Source organism: Sphingomonas bacterium, from assembly GCF_903643065.1.
Classification (GTDB): Bacteria; Pseudomonadota; Alphaproteobacteria; order Sphingomonadales; family Sphingomonadaceae; genus Sphingomonas.
Genome location: NZ_CAHJWX010000010.1, coordinates 1 through 19230, shown reverse-complemented (window position 1 = coordinate 19230; position 19230 = coordinate 1). Strand labels below are relative to the sequence as shown.

General features: G+C 68.1%; 15 protein-coding genes. 9 read left to right on the top strand and 6 right to left on the bottom strand.

Annotation, left to right across the window (positions count from 1 at the left end; genetic code table 11):
• Together HUU95_RS00895 and HUU95_RS00890 are read left to right on the top strand one after the other, a co-directional pair.
• On the top strand, nucleotides 1-603 hold a 603-nt coding region (locus tag HUU95_RS00895), incomplete at its 5' end, for an SDR family NAD(P)-dependent oxidoreductase (RefSeq protein WP_174278358.1).
• 25 nt (nucleotides 604-628) lie between these two features.
• Complete coding sequence (locus tag HUU95_RS00890; protein WP_174278357.1) at nucleotides 629-1630, top strand: aldo/keto reductase; 1002 nt, start codon at nucleotides 629-631, stop codon at nucleotides 1628-1630.
• 6 nt (nucleotides 1631-1636) lie between these two features.
• Here the strand turns inward: HUU95_RS00890 and HUU95_RS00885 are convergent, their stop codons facing one another.
• Nucleotides 1637-2239, bottom strand: a complete 603-nt coding sequence (locus tag HUU95_RS00885) for a nuclear transport factor 2 family protein (RefSeq protein ID WP_174278356.1) — start codon at nucleotides 2237-2239, stop codon at nucleotides 1637-1639.
• A gap of 155 nt (nucleotides 2240-2394) precedes the next feature.
• On the opposite strand from HUU95_RS00885, the gene HUU95_RS00880 reads away from it, so the two are divergent.
• The 4 genes from HUU95_RS00880 to HUU95_RS00865 all read left to right on the top strand — a co-directional run bounded on the left by HUU95_RS00880 (nucleotide 2395) and on the right by HUU95_RS00865 (nucleotide 9337).
• Entirely contained in the window at nucleotides 2395-4746 is a 2352-nt protein-coding gene (locus tag HUU95_RS00880) for a transketolase (protein WP_174278355.1), read from the top strand.
• 305 nt (nucleotides 4747-5051) lie between these two features.
• Nucleotides 5052-6314, top strand: a complete 1263-nt coding sequence (locus HUU95_RS00875; RefSeq protein WP_174278354.1) for an MFS transporter — start codon at nucleotides 5052-5054, stop codon at nucleotides 6312-6314.
• Between the two features lie 105 nt (nucleotides 6315-6419).
• Nucleotides 6420-7760, top strand: a complete 1341-nt coding sequence (locus tag HUU95_RS00870; RefSeq protein ID WP_174278353.1) for an ester cyclase — start codon at nucleotides 6420-6422, stop codon at nucleotides 7758-7760.
• A 77-nt stretch (nucleotides 7761-7837) separates the two neighbouring features.
• On the top strand, nucleotides 7838-9337 hold the full coding sequence (locus HUU95_RS00865) for a PLP-dependent aminotransferase family protein (protein ID WP_174278352.1): 1500 nt from the start codon (nucleotides 7838-7840) through the stop codon (nucleotides 9335-9337).
• 40 nt (nucleotides 9338-9377) lie between these two features.
• On the opposite strand, the gene HUU95_RS00860 is transcribed toward HUU95_RS00865, so the two are convergent.
• From HUU95_RS00860 to HUU95_RS00845, 4 genes are all read right to left on the bottom strand, one after another.
• Nucleotides 9378-10667, bottom strand: coding sequence for a D-amino acid dehydrogenase (locus HUU95_RS00860; RefSeq protein ID WP_174278351.1), 1290 nt, complete (start codon nucleotides 10665-10667; stop codon nucleotides 9378-9380).
• Nucleotides 10668-10714: 47 nt separating this feature from the next.
• Nucleotides 10715-11656, bottom strand: coding sequence for an aminotransferase class IV (locus tag HUU95_RS00855; RefSeq protein ID WP_174278350.1), 942 nt, complete (start codon nucleotides 11654-11656; stop codon nucleotides 10715-10717).
• 95 nt (nucleotides 11657-11751) lie between these two features.
• Entirely contained in the window at nucleotides 11752-12891 is a 1140-nt protein-coding gene (locus HUU95_RS00850) for an ester cyclase (protein WP_174278349.1), read from the bottom strand.
• Entirely contained in the window at nucleotides 12888-13655 is a 768-nt protein-coding gene (locus HUU95_RS00845; RefSeq protein WP_174278348.1) for an alpha/beta fold hydrolase, read from the bottom strand. Before HUU95_RS00845 ends, HUU95_RS00850 begins: the two co-directional genes overlap by 4 nt.
• Nucleotides 13656-13774: 119 nt before the next feature.
• Here HUU95_RS00845 and HUU95_RS00840 point away from each other — a divergent pair, with 119 nt between their 5' ends.
• The 3 genes from HUU95_RS00840 to HUU95_RS00830 all read left to right on the top strand — a co-directional run bounded on the left by HUU95_RS00840 (nucleotide 13775) and on the right by HUU95_RS00830 (nucleotide 18527).
• On the top strand, nucleotides 13775-14770 hold the full coding sequence (locus HUU95_RS00840) for a cupin domain-containing protein (RefSeq protein ID WP_254602539.1): 996 nt from the start codon (nucleotides 13775-13777) through the stop codon (nucleotides 14768-14770).
• 114 nt (nucleotides 14771-14884) lie between these two features.
• Entirely contained in the window at nucleotides 14885-15922 is a 1038-nt protein-coding gene (locus tag HUU95_RS00835) for a LacI family DNA-binding transcriptional regulator (RefSeq protein ID WP_174278346.1), read from the top strand.
• A gap of 268 nt (nucleotides 15923-16190) precedes the next feature.
• Nucleotides 16191-18527 carry a TonB-dependent receptor gene (locus HUU95_RS00830; protein WP_254602540.1) on the top strand — a complete coding sequence of 779 codons (2337 nt, stop codon included), beginning with the start codon at nucleotides 16191-16193 and terminating at the stop codon, nucleotides 18525-18527.
• 54 nt (nucleotides 18528-18581) lie between these two features.
• On the opposite strand, the gene HUU95_RS00825 is transcribed toward HUU95_RS00830, so the two are convergent.
• Nucleotides 18582-19230: amidase family protein (locus HUU95_RS00825; RefSeq protein ID WP_254602538.1), on the bottom strand; the 649-nt coding region annotated here is incomplete at its 5' end.

Here is a 19230-nt window from a genome sequence, read left to right as displayed (position 1 = left end):
GCCGCGATCCGCGCGCGCGGAGAAGCGGCCGACGCGGCGACGCTCGACGTCGCCGACCTGGGCGCGGTGGCGGCGTTCTTCGCCGAGCACCCGGCGTTCGACGTGCTGGTCAACAACGCCGGCACCAACCGCCCCAAGCCGATGCAGGACGTGGACGAGGCCGATTACAACGCCGTCCTCGACCTCAACGTCAAGAGCGCCTTCTTCGTCGCGCAAGGGTGTGCGCGCGGCATGATCGCGGCGGGCCGGGGCGGCAGCCTGATCCATATCGGCTCGCAAATGGGCCATGTCGGCGGCCCCAACCGCTCGCTCTACTGCGCATCCAAATGGGCGCTGGAGGGGATGAGCAAGGCGTTCGCGCTCGATCTCGCCGCGCACGGCATCCGCTCCAACACGATCGCGCCCACCTTCATCGAAACGCCGATGACCAGGCCGTTCTTCGCGGACGAGGCGTTCAAGGCCAGCGTGCTCGCCAAGATCAAGCTCGGTCGGCTGGGGCAGGTCGAGGACCTGATGGGCGCCGCCCTGTTCCTCGCTTCCGACGCCGCCGCGCTGGTCACCGGCACGAGCCTCGTCGTCGACGGCGGCTGGACCGCCGACTGACCACCAGACACCAGGAGAGCCGATCATGGACAAGCGCGCATTGGGCAAGGACGGTATCGCCACGTCCGCGATTGGGCTGGGCTGCATGGGCATGTCGGGCATGTATGGCCCCGCCGACCGCGCGGAGAGCATCGCCACGATCCATGCGGCGCTCGACGCCGGCGTCGTCCTGCTCGACACCGGCGACTTCTACGGCGCGGGGCACAACGAGCTGCTGATCGCTGAGGCGCTGCGCGGCGTGCCGCGCGACAGCTACCAGCTCAGCGTCAAGTTCGGCAATCTGCGCGGCCCCGACGGCGCGATCATCGGCAATGACAGCCGGCCCAAGTCGCTGCGCAACTTCCTTGCCTATTCGCTCCAGCGGCTCGGCACCGATTACATCGACATCTACCGCCCCTCGCGGCTCGACCATGAGGTGCCGATCGAGGACACGATCGGGGCGATGGCCGATCTCGTGAAGGGAGGCTTCATCCGCCACATCGGCCTGTCGGAGGTCGGCGCGGCGACGCTGCGCAAGGCGGCGGCGGTGCATCCGATCAGCGACCTGCAGATCGAATATTCGCTGATCTCGCGCGGGATCGAGGACGACATCCTGCCGGCCGCGCGCGAGCTGGGGATCGGCGTCACCGCCTATGGCGTTCTGGCGCGCGGTCTGATCAGCGGCCATTGGCGCAAGGACGCCGCCGCCAGCAACGACATGCGGACCAAGACGCCGCGTTTCGCCGCCGGCAATGTCGACGCCAACCTTCAGCTGGTCGAAGCGCTGCGCGTGCTGGCTGAGTCGCGCGGGGTCAGCGTCGCGCAGGTCGCGATCGCCTGGGTCCTCCACCAGGGCGATGACATCGTCCCCGTGGTCGGCTCGCGCAAGCGCGATCAACTGGTCGAGGCGCTCGGTAGCCTCGACGTCACGCTGTCGGCGGACGATCTCGCCTCGATCGAACAGGCGGTGCCGGCCGACGCGGCGGCGGGCGCGCGCTATCCGGAGGCGGCGTTGAAGATGATGGACAGCGAGGCGAAGGCGGGCTGATCCTTGTCAGGCGTCGCCGCCCTCCAGCCACGCGCGCCCTTGCGCGTACAGCGCCTCCACCTCGGGGCCCATCAGCCCCGGCATGTCGCGCTTGACCGTCAGCCCGAGCTTGGTCTGAAGATAGGCGAGGTGGCGATACCCCTCGGGGAAGCTCGCCAGCAGCTCGGCGTCGAGCACCGGCGCCGGGCCGGGGCTGGCGGTGGTCATGCGGTCGCGTTCGTAGATCGGGTGGCGCAGCACGATCTTCCACGCCCCGTCACGCCGCTCGAACAGGTCGTAGAACCGGCCGTCGCAGAACGCATCGCACCAGATGCCGTCGATCGCGGCGCGCTGGGCGATCGTCACCTTGGTCTGCGCCACCGCGCGGTCGCCGGCGATGTCGATGTGGCAGCCGCTCATCGCGTGGTTGACCAGGATGCCGTTGCCCCAGCCCCGGCGGGTCAGCGCCGCGAACTCCTGCCCCGACACCTGCGACCAGGTGGTCATCATACGTCCGTCGTCGTGGAACAGCGCCGCGAGCTGGTCGAACATGCCGGCGTCGCGAAACACCGCCCAATCCTCCACCACGCGCTGGATCGCGAAAAAATCGGCTTGGTTGATCGTGCTCACCGTCGCTCTCCCCTGCCCTCGCGCCGCGCTCCCTTGGCCCCGTGGTCGCCCGTCGCGCAAGCGGCAATGCGCGGGGCACGGCCGTGCCGGCCCTCGCTAGCGATCGCGCCGGCTGCTAAGACCGGGCGGCAGCCGCTTCATCTCGGGAACGATCGATGACCCAGACCCTGGACCAGACCGACACCACCGTCGCCTCGCTGGAGGCGCTTGACACGCGGCTGCGCTGGCTGTCGTCCTGGACGATCCACAACGCCAACCACCTGCGCGACAGCCGCGACGGGCTGAAGGTGGGCGGCCATCAGGCGTCGTGCGCGTCGATGACCGCGATCATGGCGGTGCTGTATTTCCACGCGCTCGGCCCCAACGATAAGGTGGCGGTGAAGCCGCACGCCGGGCCGGTGCTGCACGCGATCCACTATCTGCTCGGCCAGCAGAGCCTCGACCAGCTGCAGCGCTTCCGCGGGCTCGGCGGCGCGCAAAGCTACCCGTCGCGCACCAAGGATCTGATCCCGGTCGACTTTTCGACCGGCTCGGTCGGGCTGGGTGTCGCGGTCACCGCGTTTGCCAGCCTGGTGCAAGATTACCTCATCGCGCACGGCGCGCTGGCGCAGGACCAGGCCGGGCGGATGATCGCGCTGATGGGCGACGCCGAGCTGGACGAGGGCAACATCTACGAGGCGCTGATCGAAGGCTACAAGCACGACGTGCGCAATTGCTGGTGGATCGTCGACTACAACCGCCAGAGCCTCGACCATACCACCGCCGACCGCATGTTCCGCCGCTTCGACGATATCTTCGAGACCTGCGGCTGGCGGGTGCTGACGCTGAAATACGGCAAGCGCCAGCTGGCGGCGTTCAAGCAGCCGGGCGGCCTCGCGCTGAAGGAGTGGATCGACAGTTGCCCCAATGTCGATTTCGCCGCGCTCACCTATCAGGGCGGCGCCGCGTGGCGCGCGCGGCTGACGCGCGACATCGGCGACGAGGCGAACGTCGCCAAGCTGCTCGACCGCCACGACGACGAGGCGCTGGCGGCGCTGATGACCAATCTCGGCGGCCATTGCGTCGAGACGCTGTGCGAGGCGTTCGAGGCCGCGAAGGACGATCGCCCGACGCTGTTCATCGCCTACACGATCAAGGGCTTCGGCCTGCCCTTCGCGGGGCACAAGGATAATCATTCCGGGCTGATGAACCCGCGCCAGATCGAGCAGTTGCGCGGCGAGCTGGGCATCGCGGCGGGCGAGGAGTGGGAGCCCTATGGCGGCCTGGGCGACAACGCCGCCGCCGCGCTGAAGGCGTTCGTCGACCGTTCCCCGATCGCGCGCCGCGCGCCCGAGGCGAAGCCGCAGGCGGTGCCCGTGCCCGACCGGCTGCCCGTGCCCGACGGCGCGGAACAGTCGACGCAGGCGGCGTTCGGACGCATCCTGCTCGATCTCGCCAAGTCGGGGGACGAAAAGGCGCGGGCGCTGGCCGACCGGATCGTCACCACCTCGCCCGACGTGACCGTCTCGACCAATCTCGGCGCGTTCGTGAACCAGCGCGGGCTGTTCCGCCGCCAGCAGCTGCTCGACGTGTTCCACGCCGCCAAGATCCCGTCGCCGCAGAAATGGGCGGGCCACGGCGCGGGCCAGCACATGGAGCTGGGCATCGCCGAGCATAATCTGTTCCTGATGCTCGCGGCACTCGGGCTGGCCGGGCCGATCTTCGGCACGCGGCTGCTACCGATCGGCACCGTCTATGATCCATTCATCGCGCGCGGCCTCGATGCGATGAACTATGCCTGCTACCAGGACGCGCGCTTCCTGCTGGTCGCGACGCCATCGGGGCTGACGCTCGGGCCGGAGGGCGGCGCGCACCAGTCGATCAACTCGCCGCTGATCGGCATCGGCCAGCCCGGCCTCACCTATTTCGAGCCCGCCTTCGCCGACGAACTGGCGCTGATGATGCGCTGGTCGTTCGAGCATCTGCAGGCGGACGATGGCGGCTCGGTCTATCTGCGCCTCACCACCCGCGCGATCCCGCAGGTCGCGCGCGAGCACGCGGGCTGGGAGGCGGACGCGCTCAAGGGCGGCTATTGGCTGCGCGCGCCCGCGCCCGGCGCGGAGGCCGCGATCGCCTTTACCGGCGCGATCGTGCCCGAGGTGCTCGACGCGTTCGAGCAGCTCAAGGACGACGTGCCCGGTCTCGGCCTGCTCAACGTCACCTCGCCCGATCTGCTGCATCGCGGCTGGTCGGCGGCGCGGGGCCGGCGCTGGAGCGTCGGCGGCACGGCGCCGTCGCATGTCGAGGCGCTGCTGGCGCCGCTCGCGCCCGGCGCGGGGCTGGTGACGATCATCGACGGATCGCCGGCGACGCTGTCCTGGCTCGGCGGCGTGCGGGGCATGCGCACTAGCCCGCTGGGCACCGACCGGTTCGGCCAGACCGGGGACCTGCCCGATCTATACCGCGCCTACCGCCTCGACGCCGACGCGATCGTGGAAGCGACGGCGGAGCTGTATCTGGGTCACTGAGCCGGGGTCGACCGACGGCGCGGCGTTGGCCGTCCGTGTGTCGACGTCGCGTAACCAGCGCCGGCGATGACCGCCTTGACGATTGCATTCGAATGCACATACAATCGTCGCCCATGGAACATCCTCACGCGCACGTCGTGCCAATCGGGACCTGTCGGTGGCGGTAGCCGGTTCTGCCCGCGCGACATGGCGCGCCAGCCGGTGACCGCGACTCGCCAGGGTGGGTCCGGTGCGAGTCGATCGGCGTCGATGTCGCGCAGGCGGCTCACCCGCTCCGGCTCCATCAAGCGGAACGGTAGGGCGACATGACGGATACGCTCGCGGTCGACGTCACCGGTGCCATGGTCGAGGACGCCGGTCCATACCGTTCCGAGCTGTCGCTCAACCGGCGGCTGTTGATCTTCGGGCTGCTGCTCCTCAACGAGTTCTTCTATGGCTGGGCCTGGAACACGGTCGACGTGTTGCGGCCGTTCTTCCGGCAGGACCTTCATCTCTCGCTCGTACAGGCGGGGTCCGCCTATTCGGCGCAGGGCGCGGGCGCGCTGACCGGTGCGATCCTGATGGGTCAGTTCGCCGACCGCTTCGGGCGCCGCAACGCGCTGACGATCGTGATCGCGGGCTATGCGCTGATGCTGATCGCAGGCGTGCTGGTGGGCAGCTATCCGGCGCTGCTGGCGCAGCGCGTGCTACTCGGCTTCTTCGCGGGCGCGGAGTTCCCGGTCGCCGTGGGCATCTACGTCGCGCTGTTCCACGACCGGACCAGGGGCAAGCTCGCGGGGATGCTGAGCGCGTCGTTCAGCTGCTCCATCATCCTGCTGGGCGTGGCGTTGGGAAGGTTCGGTCAGCGGGATTGGCACAGCCTGTTGTGGATCGGCGGCGTGCCGCCCCTGGCGCTGGCCGTGCTGGTGTTCCTGATCGTCCCCAACCAGATCGATCCGGCGCCCGAAGGCGGTCGCGGCCGCCTGCCGGTCCGCGAGCTGTTCCATCCCGCGCTGCGCCGCCAGACGCTGCTGCTGGCGCTGATGACGGGGTTGAATTTCTTCGGTTACCAGGCGTTCAGCGGCTGGTTCACGACCTATATCACGGGTCCGCGTGGTCTCTCGCCGGCAATCGCGGGCGATCTGCTGGCTTGGCAGTTCGCGGGCAATATCGCGGGGAGCTTCCTGTGGGGATGGCTCTCCGATCGCCTCGGCCGGCGCTTCAACGCGCTCGGGCTACTGATCGCCGCCGCCGCGATCGTCGTCTTCCTGCTCTCGCCGAGCAACCTCGTCTGGCTGCGGCTGGTCGGCTTCGTCTATGGCGGAACGATCTGCTCCAGCGTGATCTGGGGTCCGTGGATGGCGGAGCTGTACCCCGTCCATCTGCGCTCCACCGCGGCCTCGATCTTCAACTGGGGCCGGATCATCAGCTTCTTCGCGCCGCTGATCACCGCCGCCGTGGCCGAACGCTTCGGCATGCGCGCGTCGATGCTGCTCGCCAGCGTCAGCTTCAGTCTGGCGGGCGTGATCTGGCTGCTGCAGCGCGAGACCCTGCAGCGCCTGCGCCGAACCCCGACGATGGCGCGGTAAGCCTCTGGCCTTGCCGAGCAGCGCCGTCCAACCATTCGATGCGCCGCGACCGGGACGACCGGGCCGCGCCGCATCACCTGATGCCGTATTGATGGGAGAGCCATGATGTCGACCGACACGACGAAGACCGGCGCGAGCGCGACGGACCAGGGCGCCGCGCCCAAGCCCGGCGCGCGCGATCCCGGCGCCGCCGCCCCATCGGCGGCGACCGGGAACGATGCCGCAGCCGACGGGGATCGGAACCGCATCACGAACTGGGGCAACCAGCCGATGGCGGCGTATCTTCCGCCCGCCGACCGGGCGCGCGCCGCGATCCACGATTTCCGCCCCAACCCGCACCTGCGCAAGAACCCGACGGACTTCTCCATCTCGTTGCGCAACCGGATGAGCACCGATCAGCAGCTGCACTACCCGGGCGCGCGCAAGCAATCGATGCGCGGCTTCGAAGACCATTATACCGACATCGTCGACTTCATCGTCCGCGGCACGCATCGTGCCTGGGAGGAAAAGGACATCGGCTATGTCTACGACTTCTACAAGCACAATATCCTGATCCGCGACGAGGAGAGCGTGCGCTGTGGCCGGGATGCCGTGATCGCCGGCAGCCTGGGCTTGATGAACGCCTTCCCCGACCTGCGCTGGATCCCGACCGAGGTGATCTGGGCGGGCGATGACGAGAACGGCTTCTACACCTCGCACCGCAGCTTCTTCGTCGGCACGAACACCGGCTGGAGCGCGTTCGGGCCGCCGACCGGCCGTCGCTGTACGTGGTGGGTCGTGGCCAACTGCATCACCATCGGCAACGAGATCTTCGACGAGTGGGTCATCGAGAACTCCGCCAGCATGATCCAGCAGCTCGGCCTGGATGTTCGTCAGGTCGCGCGCGAGACGGCCAACACCGTCGATGTCGACGCATTCGCGTTGATCGGCGACGGCGAGCCCGATCGGCTGCGCGGCCAGAGCAAGCCGTCCCACCTCCCCCCGTCCACCAGCAAGGAATTCGACCCCGAGGATTTCGTGCGGCGGATGCTCCATTACGTCTGGAACTGGCGGCTGATCGGGACGGTGCGCGAATATTGCGCGCCCAATATCCGGGCGTTCGGACCCAGCGGCCGGACCTTGTTCGGCATCGGCGACTATATGCAATCGATCATCGCGCGGCTCGCGATGTTTCCCGATCTCGCCTACAGCATCGACGACGTCTATTGGATGGGCAACGACGTGGAAGGCTATATGGTCGCCGCGCGCTGGTCGCTCATCGGCACGCACACCGGCCATGGCATCTATGGCAAGCCGACGGGCCGCAAGGTCCGGATGTGGGGCGTCAGCCACTTCTCGATCATCAACCAGAAGATCCAGGAGGAGTGGACGATGTTCAACGAGTTCTTCGTGCTCCAGCAGCTCTATCGCGACGCTCCGGCGACAAGCAGCGCGCTGGCGGGATAGGGACGAGGCACCCGCCTTGCGTTCGGGCGGGGTGATGCCACCTTTGTCCGGGGCTGGCTCGAACGAGGGACGTGCGCGTGCCCCTATTGGATGCTCTCTCGCTCGATCTCGGGCGTCGCAAGGATGTTCCGCTCTGGCGGCAGATCCGTGACGAGGTGATGGATGGGATCGCGCGGGGCACGATCCGTCCGGGGGAGCGGCTACCGTCGACGCGGGACCTGGCGCAGGCCTGGGGCGTGTCGCGCAACACGGTCGTCCTCGCGTTCGAACAGCTCGCGGCGGAGGGGCTCGTCGAGGGCCTGTCCGGATCGGGCACCTATGTGGCGCCACAGCCGCCGGCGCGGACGGCCGTTCGGACGGACCCGCACGGCCGGATCAATCCCGCGATCCTCGCCGCCGGCAGCCTGGATCGCGCGATCCGGGGCAGCAGCGCGCTCACGCAGGTCCATGCGACGCTGCGCCACATGCGCCGCCCCGTGGCGTTCCGCTCCAATTTCCCGGCGATCGACGCCTTTCCCATTCAGCTCTGGGCGAAGCTCGCGGCGGACATTTACCGCCGGCTCGACGCAACCACCGCCAACGACCTGATGGGCGAGGGCGATCCGCAGGGCTATCTGCCGCTGCGCGAGGCGATCGCGGCGCATGTGGCCGACGGGCGCGGCATCGCCTGCTCGGCCGACGACATCATCATCTTCGCGGGCGTCCAGCAGGCCGTCGACCTCGCCTGCCGGCTGCTGCTGATCGCGGGGGACAAGGTGCTCTGCGAGGATCCCGGCTATCCCGGCATCTGCGCCTCCGTGACGGCGGCGGGAAGCGTCCCCGTCTCGGCGCCGGTCGACGCTCACGGCATGGACGTCCACGAGGCACTGCGGCGCGCGCCCGACGCCAGGATGGCGTACACGACGCCTTCCAAACAGTTCCCCACCGGGGTCACGCTGGACATGGAACGGCGCCGCGCGCTCGTGGACTGGGCGGACCGCGTCGACGGCTGGATCATCGAGGACGATTACGACAGCGAGTTCCGCTATACCGGGCGCGCCCTGCCGACGCTGTTCGAGATGGATCGCAGCGGCCGCGTCCTGTATCTCGGCACGTTCAGCAAGACGCTCTTCCCCGCGCTGCGGCTGGGGTTCGCCATCCTGCCGCCACCGCTGGTCGAGGCCTTCGTCTCGGCGCGGACGGTCGTCGGCCGCTATTCGCCGATCCTGGACCAGGTGCTCGTCGCCCGCTTCATGCAGGAGGGTCATTTCGCGAGCCATGTCCGCAAGATGCGCAAGCTCTACCTGCGGCGCCAGGCATGTCTGCTCGACGCGGTCCGCACCCACCTCTCCGATTATCTGGTGCCCCAGGAGACCGACACGGGGATGGAGATCGTCGCAACGCTGCGCGGTGGCATCGGCGCGCATCGCCTCGCCGACGCAGCCGCCGCGCAAGGATTGGAGATCATGCCGCTGTCGAGCCTCGCCCGGGAGGTCGATGCCGATCGTCAGATCGCGCTCGGCTTCAGCGCCTTCTCGCCCGATCAGATCACCGATGGCGTCGCGCGGTTGCAGGCGGTCTGTCGAGGCCTGTCCTGACCACGCCGCCGCGAGCCGACGGCGATGGCCGCGTCATGCGTCACGATCCCGCCGCGTCTTCGGCGTCCGGACCGAAACGGCCGGAATAGCGGTCGAGCGACAGATCGCTCGCTACGATCGCGGGCTCGTCGCCGCTGATCAGGTCGGCCAGCACGCGGCCCGAGCCGCAGGCCATCGTCCAGCCGAGCGTTCCGTGTCCGGTGTTGAGGAACAGGTTGGCGAGCCTGGTCGGCCCGATCACGGGCGTGCCGTCCGGGGTCATCGGGCGCAACCCGGTCCAGAACGTCGCCTGGCTGAGGTCGCCGCCGGGGAACAGGTCCGTCACCGACATCTCCAGCGTGCTCCGCCGCTTGTCGGGAAGGTCGCTGCTGAAGCCGGAAATCTCGGCCATGCCGCCCACGCGGATGCGGTCGCCCAGCCGGGTGATGGCGATCTTGTAGCTTTCGTCCATCACCGTGGACTCGGGCGCGCGGCTCGCGTCCGTGATCGGCACGGTCAGCGAATAGCCCTTCACCGGGTAGACCGGGAGCCGCAGCCCCAGCGGACGCAGCATCTGCGGCGCGTGGCTGCCGAGCGCGACCACATAGGCGTCGGCCTCGATCGGACCCGCGTCGGTGTCGATCCCCTCCACCCGCCCGCCGAACGAGCGGATCGAGCGGATCGTCACGCCATAGCGGAACGTGACGCCGAGCCCCTCCGCCAGTCCGGCGAGCGCGGCCGTGAACTTGAAGCAATCGCCCGTCTCGTCGCCGGGCAGCCGCAGGCCGCCGACGAACCGGTCGCGCACCTGGCCCAGCGCCGGCTCCGCGCGGATGCAGCCCGCCGGGTCGAGCACCTCGAAGGCGACGCCGTCCTGCCGCAGCACCTCCACGTCCTTGCCGATCGCGTCGAGCTGCTTCTGCTCGCGGAAGAGCTGCAGCGTTCCGCCCTGGCGATCGTCATAGACGATGCCCGTGTCGGCGCGCAGCGCGATCAGCTCGTCGCGGCTGTACTCCGCCAGCCGGACCATCCGACTCTTGTTGACCGCATAGCGGACGGTGGTGCAGTTGCGCAGCATCTGCCCGAGCCAGGTGACCATCGCCGGATCGAGGCGGGGCCGCAGCACGAACGGCGCATGCTCCATCAGCAACCATTTGATCGCCTTGCGTGGCACCCCGGGCGCCGCCCAGGGCGAGGCATAGCCGGGGCTGATCTCGCCCGCATTGGCATAGCTGGTCTCCAGGCCCGGCCCGGACTGACGGTCGACGACCGTAACCTCGTGGCCCGCTCTCGCGAGGTAATAGGCCGAGGTGACCCCGATCACGCCGCTGCCGAGCACGGTCACCCGCATGCCATCATTCCTTCCCGCGGCCGTTCTGCGGTCGATGCACAGCTCGTCTACGCGGCCTTCGCGAGTGGCTGCTCGGGATTGTCATAGTCGACCGGCGTCATGTGCCAGCCTTCCTTGTGCTTTTGCCAATAAAGCTCCTTCAGCTTGACGCTGATCGGGCCGGGACGGTCGTTGCCGAAGATCCGGTCGTTGACGCGGGCGCAGGGCATCACGCCGCCCGCGGTCGTCGTGGTGAACACCTCGTCGGCATCCATCAGCTCGTCGAACGTGATCGGCGCGATCCGGGGCTCCAGGCCCAGTTCCGGGCAGAGGTCGAGCACCGACAGGCGGGTGATGCCCTGGAGCGCGCCCCGATCCGGCGTCAGCACGGTGTTGCCCTTGACGATGAAGACGTTGAAGCCCGCGCCTTCCGTCAGATACCCCTCATGATCCAGCAGGATCGCGGTGTCATAGCCCTGGTCATGCGCCTCGAACACGCCGCGCGTAAAGTCGCGCCACATATAGTTCTTCAGGGTCGGGTCGAGCGAGCGCGGCGAGATGCGGGGAATGGTGGCGACCAGCAGATGGGCGCCGCGCTCCTGCACGTCGGGCTTGATCACGTCGATCCACGGGATCGCGTAGGCGATGAACGTGTTGGCGAAATCGGCGGGGTTGCGCGAGCCGTACACGCGCGAGGTCCCGCGCGTCGACACCATGGCGACGTAGGAGTCCTTCAGCCCGCTCAGCGCCACGCAGCGCGCGAGGATCTCGCGCATCTCGTCGCGGGTCTTGCCGGGATCGAGCCGATAGCCTTCGAGCGAGCGATGGAAACGGTCGAGATGGTCCTCAAGCCGGAAGAACGCGCCGTCCGACACGTGCACCACGTCATAGGTGACGTCCGATTGCGTGAAGCCCCAGTCGCCGACCGAGATCTTGGCCTCGGAGAAAGGGACGTAGGCGCCGTCGATATACGCCGCGCCCTTGGTGAAATTGGCTGTCGATTCGACCACGAGACTGCTCCGTTTCGGCTGGCTGACCACCACCTGTACTTCCAGCCGCACGGGCCCGCGGAAAGCGCCGCTTGGCCCCAAAGCGACCGGACCAATTACCGCGATGCGGCATAGCCGTCGGACGGCGCCGCCCGGTGCAGGTCCGCCAGCTTGATCTGCACCAGCATCGACAGTTCGTCGTACACGACCCATTCGTCGACGATCTTGCCGTCCACGATGTGGAAGTGGGTGGCGCCCATGACGAACAGCTTGTGCCCGGTCGGCGGACCCAGCGGCCCGTAGCCGAGATGGGAGCCGTCCATCACCCAGCGCACGGCATGCTTGCGCCCGCCCTCCTCGCTCTCGACCGAGCAGATATGCTGCGGCACGAACGCGCAGTCGGGCATCAGCGCGACGAGCCGCATCGTCTGCTGCAACACGGCCGGGATGCCGTACAGCTCGCGCATCAGCGGCCCGTGCCACTGGCAGGTCGGCGCGTAGATCTCCTGGATCGTCCCGAACAGCCGGCGATTGTAGATGCGGTGGAGCCGGCGCAGCAGCTCCGCCTCCTCCTCGTTGTTGGCGATGGAGACATCGGCCTCCTCCTCCGGCGGGTATTGGCCAAGCAGGCGCCGGTTCTCCGATATGTCCAGCACGGGCTCGCCGCGCTCGAACTTCCTGGTCGCGAGATCGAGCGCATGGGCGTGCGGATCGATGCCAAGCTGGATTAGCGGCCCCATATTGTCGCGGACGATCCACTCCTTGTAGATCCGGTTCTCCAGGATCATGCAGTCCGCGACGGTGCGGGTGATAAACGTGCGCCCGGTCGGCCTTCCCATCGCCCCATATTCGGTATGACGGCCCTGCCCGTGCGTCATGTGGCTGGTGTAGAAGCCGGCGCGATCGTCGCCGTTCCAGACGACCTGGATCGCCATGCCGCGCCGGTCCGGGAACTCCACCAGCCGCTGGATCGTGTCACGGATGTGCGTCTCGCGATCGTACATCGTGCCGAGCGTGGTGTAGGCCACGCAATTATGCGTATAGTGCGTGTAGATCAGGCCGACGTCGCGCTCGTCCCAGATCCGGTGGGTGCACCGGATGATATAGTCCACGATGTCGGTATAGCAGTCGTCGAACCCGCGCATGCCCTGCGCGCGCGGCCGGTCCGTCGGCACGAGCTGCGTGAAGTCGCGCCGTTCCACCTGGAGCACGGCGCCGTCCGGCCCGGCGATCGGACGATCCTTGTTGTCGGTCATGACCTCTCCCTGGTGAATGCGAGTGGAGCTTCGTCGAAGGCGGATCCGTCGTCCACCGATCCCAGCCAGCCGATCACCGCGCGCGCGCACGCCGCCGGCCGTTCCAGGAGCACGAAATGCCCCGCGCCGGGAACCAGCACCAGGGTCGCGGCGGGAATCGCCGCCGCCAGGCGACGCTGCACGGTGGCATCGTTGATCGCGTCGGCCGCGCCCGCCAGGACCAGCGTCGGCATGGTCAGCGCGCCCAGGCGGGGCCGGCTGTCGGCGCGCGACAGCGCGACCTCGGTCTGCAGCCGCAACGCGTCGTGCCCGCCGTCCCTGCCCATGTCGATCAGCGTTCGACGCAGCCGCTCGTCCCCCTGGTCGGCGACGTAGCTCGGCCACATCGTTTCGCCGACATACCGCTCGACGGACGTGACCGCGGCGATCTCCGCGCGGCGACGGGCGACGTCGGGCGCGGTCGGGGCATGCGCGTTGCCGCCGATCAGCGCCAGGCCGGCGACCCGTCCGGGGACTTGCGCGGCGACCTCCAGCGCCACGATCGCGCCCAGCGAGAAGCCGATCAGCGCGAATACGGGCGGGGCCCGCTCCAGCAGCCGCCCGGCCAGCGCCCGCGTGGAGGCGAGACCAGCCATGTCGCCGATCGAGATACGCCGTGGGGGCAGGCGCTCCATCAGCGGTGCGAACACGCGCGCGTCGCACAGCGTACCCGGCAGCAGGACGAGCGGGCACCGCGTGTCGAGATCGTCCGCCGTCGCGTCCATGTTCCGCTTGCCGTCCCCTGCAGGCTTGCGCCACGCATCGTCATGTCTTAGCGCAGTTGCATTCGAATGCAACTTGACCATCGAGCGAGGCTGTCGTGACCCACTGGACCCAAGCTGCCATGACCGCGCGGCTCGTGCGCTATGCGGACCTGATCCCGTGCCGCACGGCCTTTCTGGACACGAAGACGCCCGGATCGACGGAAAAAGAGAATTTCACGATCATCGGCGCCGGCGTGTCCGAAAGCGCCGATCAGCACGTGCACATCACGGAACGGCACGGCTTCAACATCGGCGCCGCCAGGCAGCCGTTCGGGTGCGTCAACTCCCAGCACAGCCACGACACCGCCGAGGTGTTCGTCGTTCATTCGGGACGCTGGCGCCTGCCCTTCGGGCCCAACAAGGAGGACGGCGCGATCGACATCGGGCCGGGTGACGTCTGCTCGGTTCCCATCCACATGTTTCGCGGCTTCGAGAAGCTGGACCAGGGCACCGGCTTCCTCTTCACCGTGCTGGGGCAGGACGATCCGGGCAAGGTCACCTGGGCGCCCGCCGTGTTCGAGGCGGCGGCCGACCATGGGCTCAAGCTCGCCAAGGGCGGGCGGCTGATCGACACGTCCAAGGGCGAATACACGCTGGCGGAGGTGGAACTGGAGGGGGCCCTGGACGAGCAGGCCCTCGACAATCTTCGCACGCCGCCCCGGGAAAAGCTGGCGCAGTGCGTGGTCGCCGCCGGGGAGGAACTCCCCAACCCCGCCTCGCCGCTGGCGGGCGACGGCGTCGAGGAAGCGGGGATCATCGCGCCACAGGCGACCGCCGATCATTTCCAGCCGGGCCCGATCCAGGGATGGTGGCCGCACGGCTTCAACATGCGCCGGCTCACCTTGCAGACCGGCGCCTATGTCCCGATGCATGCCCGGCACGAGGCGGAAGTGCTGTTCGTGCAGGAGGGCACGCTGGAGGTGAGCTGGAGCGACGGCGCGCTGGTGCTGGGGGCGGGCGACACGCTGAGCGTCCCCGTCGGCCTGCCGCACGCGTTCCGCAACACGGCGTCGGTGCCCTCGATCAGCTTCGTCGTGCGCGGGACCGAGAGTCCGGCGCTGCCGACGTTCGCCTGAGCGCCGCGCCCCCCGGGACGCGGGGCGACCTGTCCGTCAGGACGCCTAAGGCGGTCGTCATCCACGATCCGGGATGATAGGTTCGCCGGCGAGCCTGGTTCGGGGAAGCGTTCGGTGGCAACGACGAAGACGGCATCCGCCTCAACGGCGCGGGTTCGCCGCGCGACCTCGTACGATGTCGCGCGCGCGGCGGGCGTGTCGCAATCGGCGGTGTCACGGTGCTTCGCCAGCGGCGCGAGCATCGCCCCGGCCACCCGCGAGCGGATCCTGAAGGTCGCCACCGAGATGGGCTATCGGCCCAACGCGCTGGCGCAGGGACTGATCTCGGGACGGACCAACATGGTCGCGGTGCTGATCTCCACGCTGACCAACCTCTTCTATCCGGAGGTGCTGGCCGAACTCAGCCGGCAGCTGACCGAACGGGACATGCGCGTGCTGTTGTTCTCGCTCAACGCCGAGAGCGATGTGGATGCGATCCTCGATCAGGTCTGGCGCCATTCCGTCGACGGGGTCATCTCCGCCGCCAGGCTGTCCGACGATCAGGTCAAGGCGTTCGCCGGGCGGCACATCCCGCTGGTGCTCTACAACCGACCGGCGCGCGGCGGGCTGGCCGCGTCCGTGTCCTGCGATTCGGCGGCGGGCGAACGCCAGCTGGTCGATCACCTGCTGGCCGCCGGGCACCGGCGCTTCGCAGTCGTCGCGGGCCCGAGCGACAGCTATGTGGGCGAGGAGCGGCGTCGCGCGGCGCTGGGGTGGCTGGCGGAACACGGCATCGCGGACGTGGCGACCGTGCGCGGCGACTTCAGCTACGCCAGCGGCCAGATGGCGATGCACGCGCTGGCGCAGAGCCGGGGCGGCATGCCGGAGGCGGTGATCTGCGTGAACGATCTGATGGGCATCGGCGTCATTGATGCCGCGCGGGTCGATCTCGGCCTGTCGATCCCCGACGATATTTCGATCGTCGGCTTCGACGGGTCCGATCCGGCGGGCTGGGCAAGCTACGAGCTCACCACGATCCGCCAGCCCGTCCGCCGGATGACGCAGGCCGCGGTCGCCATGCTGGCGGAGCGCATCGAGAACGAAGGCACGCCGGCCGAACATCGGCTGTTCGAAGGAGAATTGCTGCGCGGCAGCTCGGCGCGACTCACCTGAACGCATTCGAAATCATAAAAGGTTGCGGAACGGTTGGCCGGGAGGCGGCGGCGGCGCGCCTGCGTCACCGGCCGGTGGACCAGCCGACGATTTTGCCAGACAATCCAATGTCCTGACGCCAGTGTTGCACAAACACTACAGCAACATAAAAGTTTTATGGCGACTGCATCCGAATGCATTCACCGATAGACAGCCCTTCGAAGCCTGATAGATTTACTTGGGTAGGCGCCAGGGAGCGCCGGATGAAGGGAATGTTATGGTGAACCGCATGATGCTGTTGAGCACCTCGGCCTTGGTCGCCATCGCCGCGCCGGCCGCCGCGCAGAACGTGCCCACGACGGCGGACTCGACCACGACCAACGTGTCGCCCGGCCAGACCGCGATCGAGTCGACGACCGATGCGCAACTGCCCGGCGACGTCGTGGTGACGGCCCAGCGTCGCTCGGAGCGGCTGCAGGACGTGCCGATCGCCATCACCGCCGTATCCGCCGCCGATCTGAGCCGGCTTCACGTCGACAATGCCGCGCGGCTCGAATTCATCACGCCCGGCTTCACTTGGGGCAGCCAGGGATCGGACAGCTTCCCCGCCATCCGCGGCGTGCGCACCAGTCTCGTGTCGGCGCAGAACGATCCGGTCATCGGCTTCTACATCGACGGCATCTACCAGAGCCGCACGCAGCAGCAGAGCATTCCGCTGTTCGACGTCAGCCGCGTGGAAGTGCAGCGCGGGCCGCAGGGCACGCTGTACGGACGCAACACCTTCGGCGGCAATATCTCCGTCGTGACCGCCGCGCCGGAGAAGGAGTTCGGCGCCGGTCTCAACGGCGATTTCGGCAATTTCTCCGAGCAGCGCATCGACGGCTACGTCAATCTGCCCCTGTCCGACACGCTCCAGGTCCGCGTCGCCGGCGTGTATCAGCATCACGACGGCTATGTGCATTCGACCACGCCGGGCATCTACCTCAACGATCTCAAGGAGAATGCCGAGCGCATCAACCTGAAATGGACGCCCGACTCCCGCCTCGTGGTGGAGGTCCATGCCAGTCACTGGCTGCGCGGCGATGCGGGCGCCGGCTCCTATGGCTACAAGGTCGCGGGCACGCTCCTCAACCCGGTCACGGGCTATCAGTCGATCAACGGCCTGCCCTATGCGGTGAACCCGTCCGTCCCGAACGGATCGGTCAACGTCGGCACGCAGGATGCGGGTGTGCCGGTGACCGGCGGCGCCTATACCAACGACTGGAACTACCAGCCGTTCGAGCACATCCGCGAGAATTACGGCTCGGGCTCGATCTCCTACGATCTGGATTTCGCGACGGTACGGTCGATCACCGGCTATAATGATTTCGTTGCCAACCGCAGCGCCGACAACGACCAGAGCAGCAAGACCTTCTCGGCCTATGGCTACGGCTCGGGCGTGCAGGAGCCGCTGACGCATAGCCGCACCTTCACGCAGGAGCTTCAGCTCGCGTCCAAGTCGACCACGCCGTTCCAGTGGATCATCGGCGGCTATTACCTGCACGACAACATCTTCGAGACGTATCAGCAGGAGATCCTGCCGGCGTCGTTCAACGTCCCCGGCTTCCGTGGCGACATCGCGCTGCACACCAACGCTTATGCGGGCTACGCCCAGGCATCGTATTTCGTCGTGCCGGACAAGCTGCGCCTGATCGGCGGCATCCGCTACAGCCACGAGAAGAAGGCGTTCCTGTTCAGCGACTATTATTCAGCCGCAGCGGGGACGGCGGGGACGTTCAACTTCACCAAGCCGGATTCCACCACCGCCGGCAGCCCCAAGTTCAACAGCGTGACGTGGCGCGCCGGGGCGGAGTTCACGCCCAGCCGCACCACCATGGTGTACGCCACCGCGTCGACGGGGTTCGAATCGGGCGGCGTGAACGACAATGCCGCGCTTCCCAGCTACGCTCCCCAGAAGGTGCGGGCCTATGAAGCGGGGCTCAAGAACCAGTTCATGGGTGGCCGCATCACCACCGACGTGAGCTTATTCTACAACCGGTACTCGAACCTTCAGATCAGCGTCTACACGCCGCAGCTGAGCTATTTCGGATCGGCGGGCAAGGCGCGCAGCTACGGCGCGGAGTTCGCGCTGCGGTCGCAATTCTACAAGGGGTTCCATGTCGACGCGACGGCAGCCTATCTGAATGCCAAATACACGACCTATATCAGCAGCAACAACTTCTACGGCCTGTCGGGGCCTGCCAACGCCCCGGCCGATCCCGTCTCCGTCAACCTGGCCGGCAAGCGCATTCCGCAATCGCCCCGGCTGAAGACGACGTTGTCGGTCTATTACGACGCCGATCTCGGCGACAACGGCACGGTGACGCCGTTGGTGACCTACCTCCATTCGAGCAGCTATTTCACGACTGACTTCAATACCCCGCTCGATTACCAGCACAGCTATGACAAGGTGGACGCCTCGCTCCGCTGGACCGATCATTCGAGCAAGTATTTCGTCGAAGGCTATGGCGAGAATCTGGGCAACACCCCGGTGCTGTTCAGCGCCGTGATCGGTCGCCGCGAGCGGATCCAGGTCTCCTACGGACCGCCGCGTGTCTACGGCGTCCGGGCCGGCGTGAAGTTCTGATCCTTCGGGATCGCCGGCGGTAACAAGAGGGCGGCGGGATCAGTCCCGCCGCCCTTAGCCGTTGTGAAGACCGGGCAGTGAGAGGTCGGGCAGGGCGCGTGGTCCCCGGCCATGTTCGATCGCCAACCCGGCCCTGAACAGCAGCGCCTCGCCGCCGGCCCGGGCCAGCAGCTCCACGCCGATCGGCACCCCATCATCGCTGCGGCCCGCCGGCACGCTCAGGGCGGGCCAGCCGCTGCGCGCCGCCAGTTCCGGTGCCCAGCCGCCCTTCGGGTTATCGAGCGACCCGGGCGTGACGACGGAGGTCGGGTGGAGGAACAGGTCGATCGCGGCGCGGCTCGCGCAGGCGTCGAGCCTGTCGCGCAACGCGGCATGCCGGGCGAGGATGGCCGCGCGCGCGCCGGAGTCCCGGAACGCGACGCGCGCTTCCAACACAGCACGATGGTCGGGCAGGAAGCCGCCGGACGCGAGGATCGCCCGCAGCGACGCCGGCGCGGTGCCGGGCATGAAGCCATCGCGCAGATAGGCGTCGAACGCGGTCGCGAACTCGGCATCGACGATGTTCCCGCCATCGAGCGGCAGGATGCCGTCCGGAAGCTCGACCGGATCGACGATGATCGCGCCCGCCGCGGCCAGCGACGCCATCGCCGCCGCCGCCGCGGCCGTGATCGCCGGATCGGTGCCGAACGCCCGGCGCAGCACC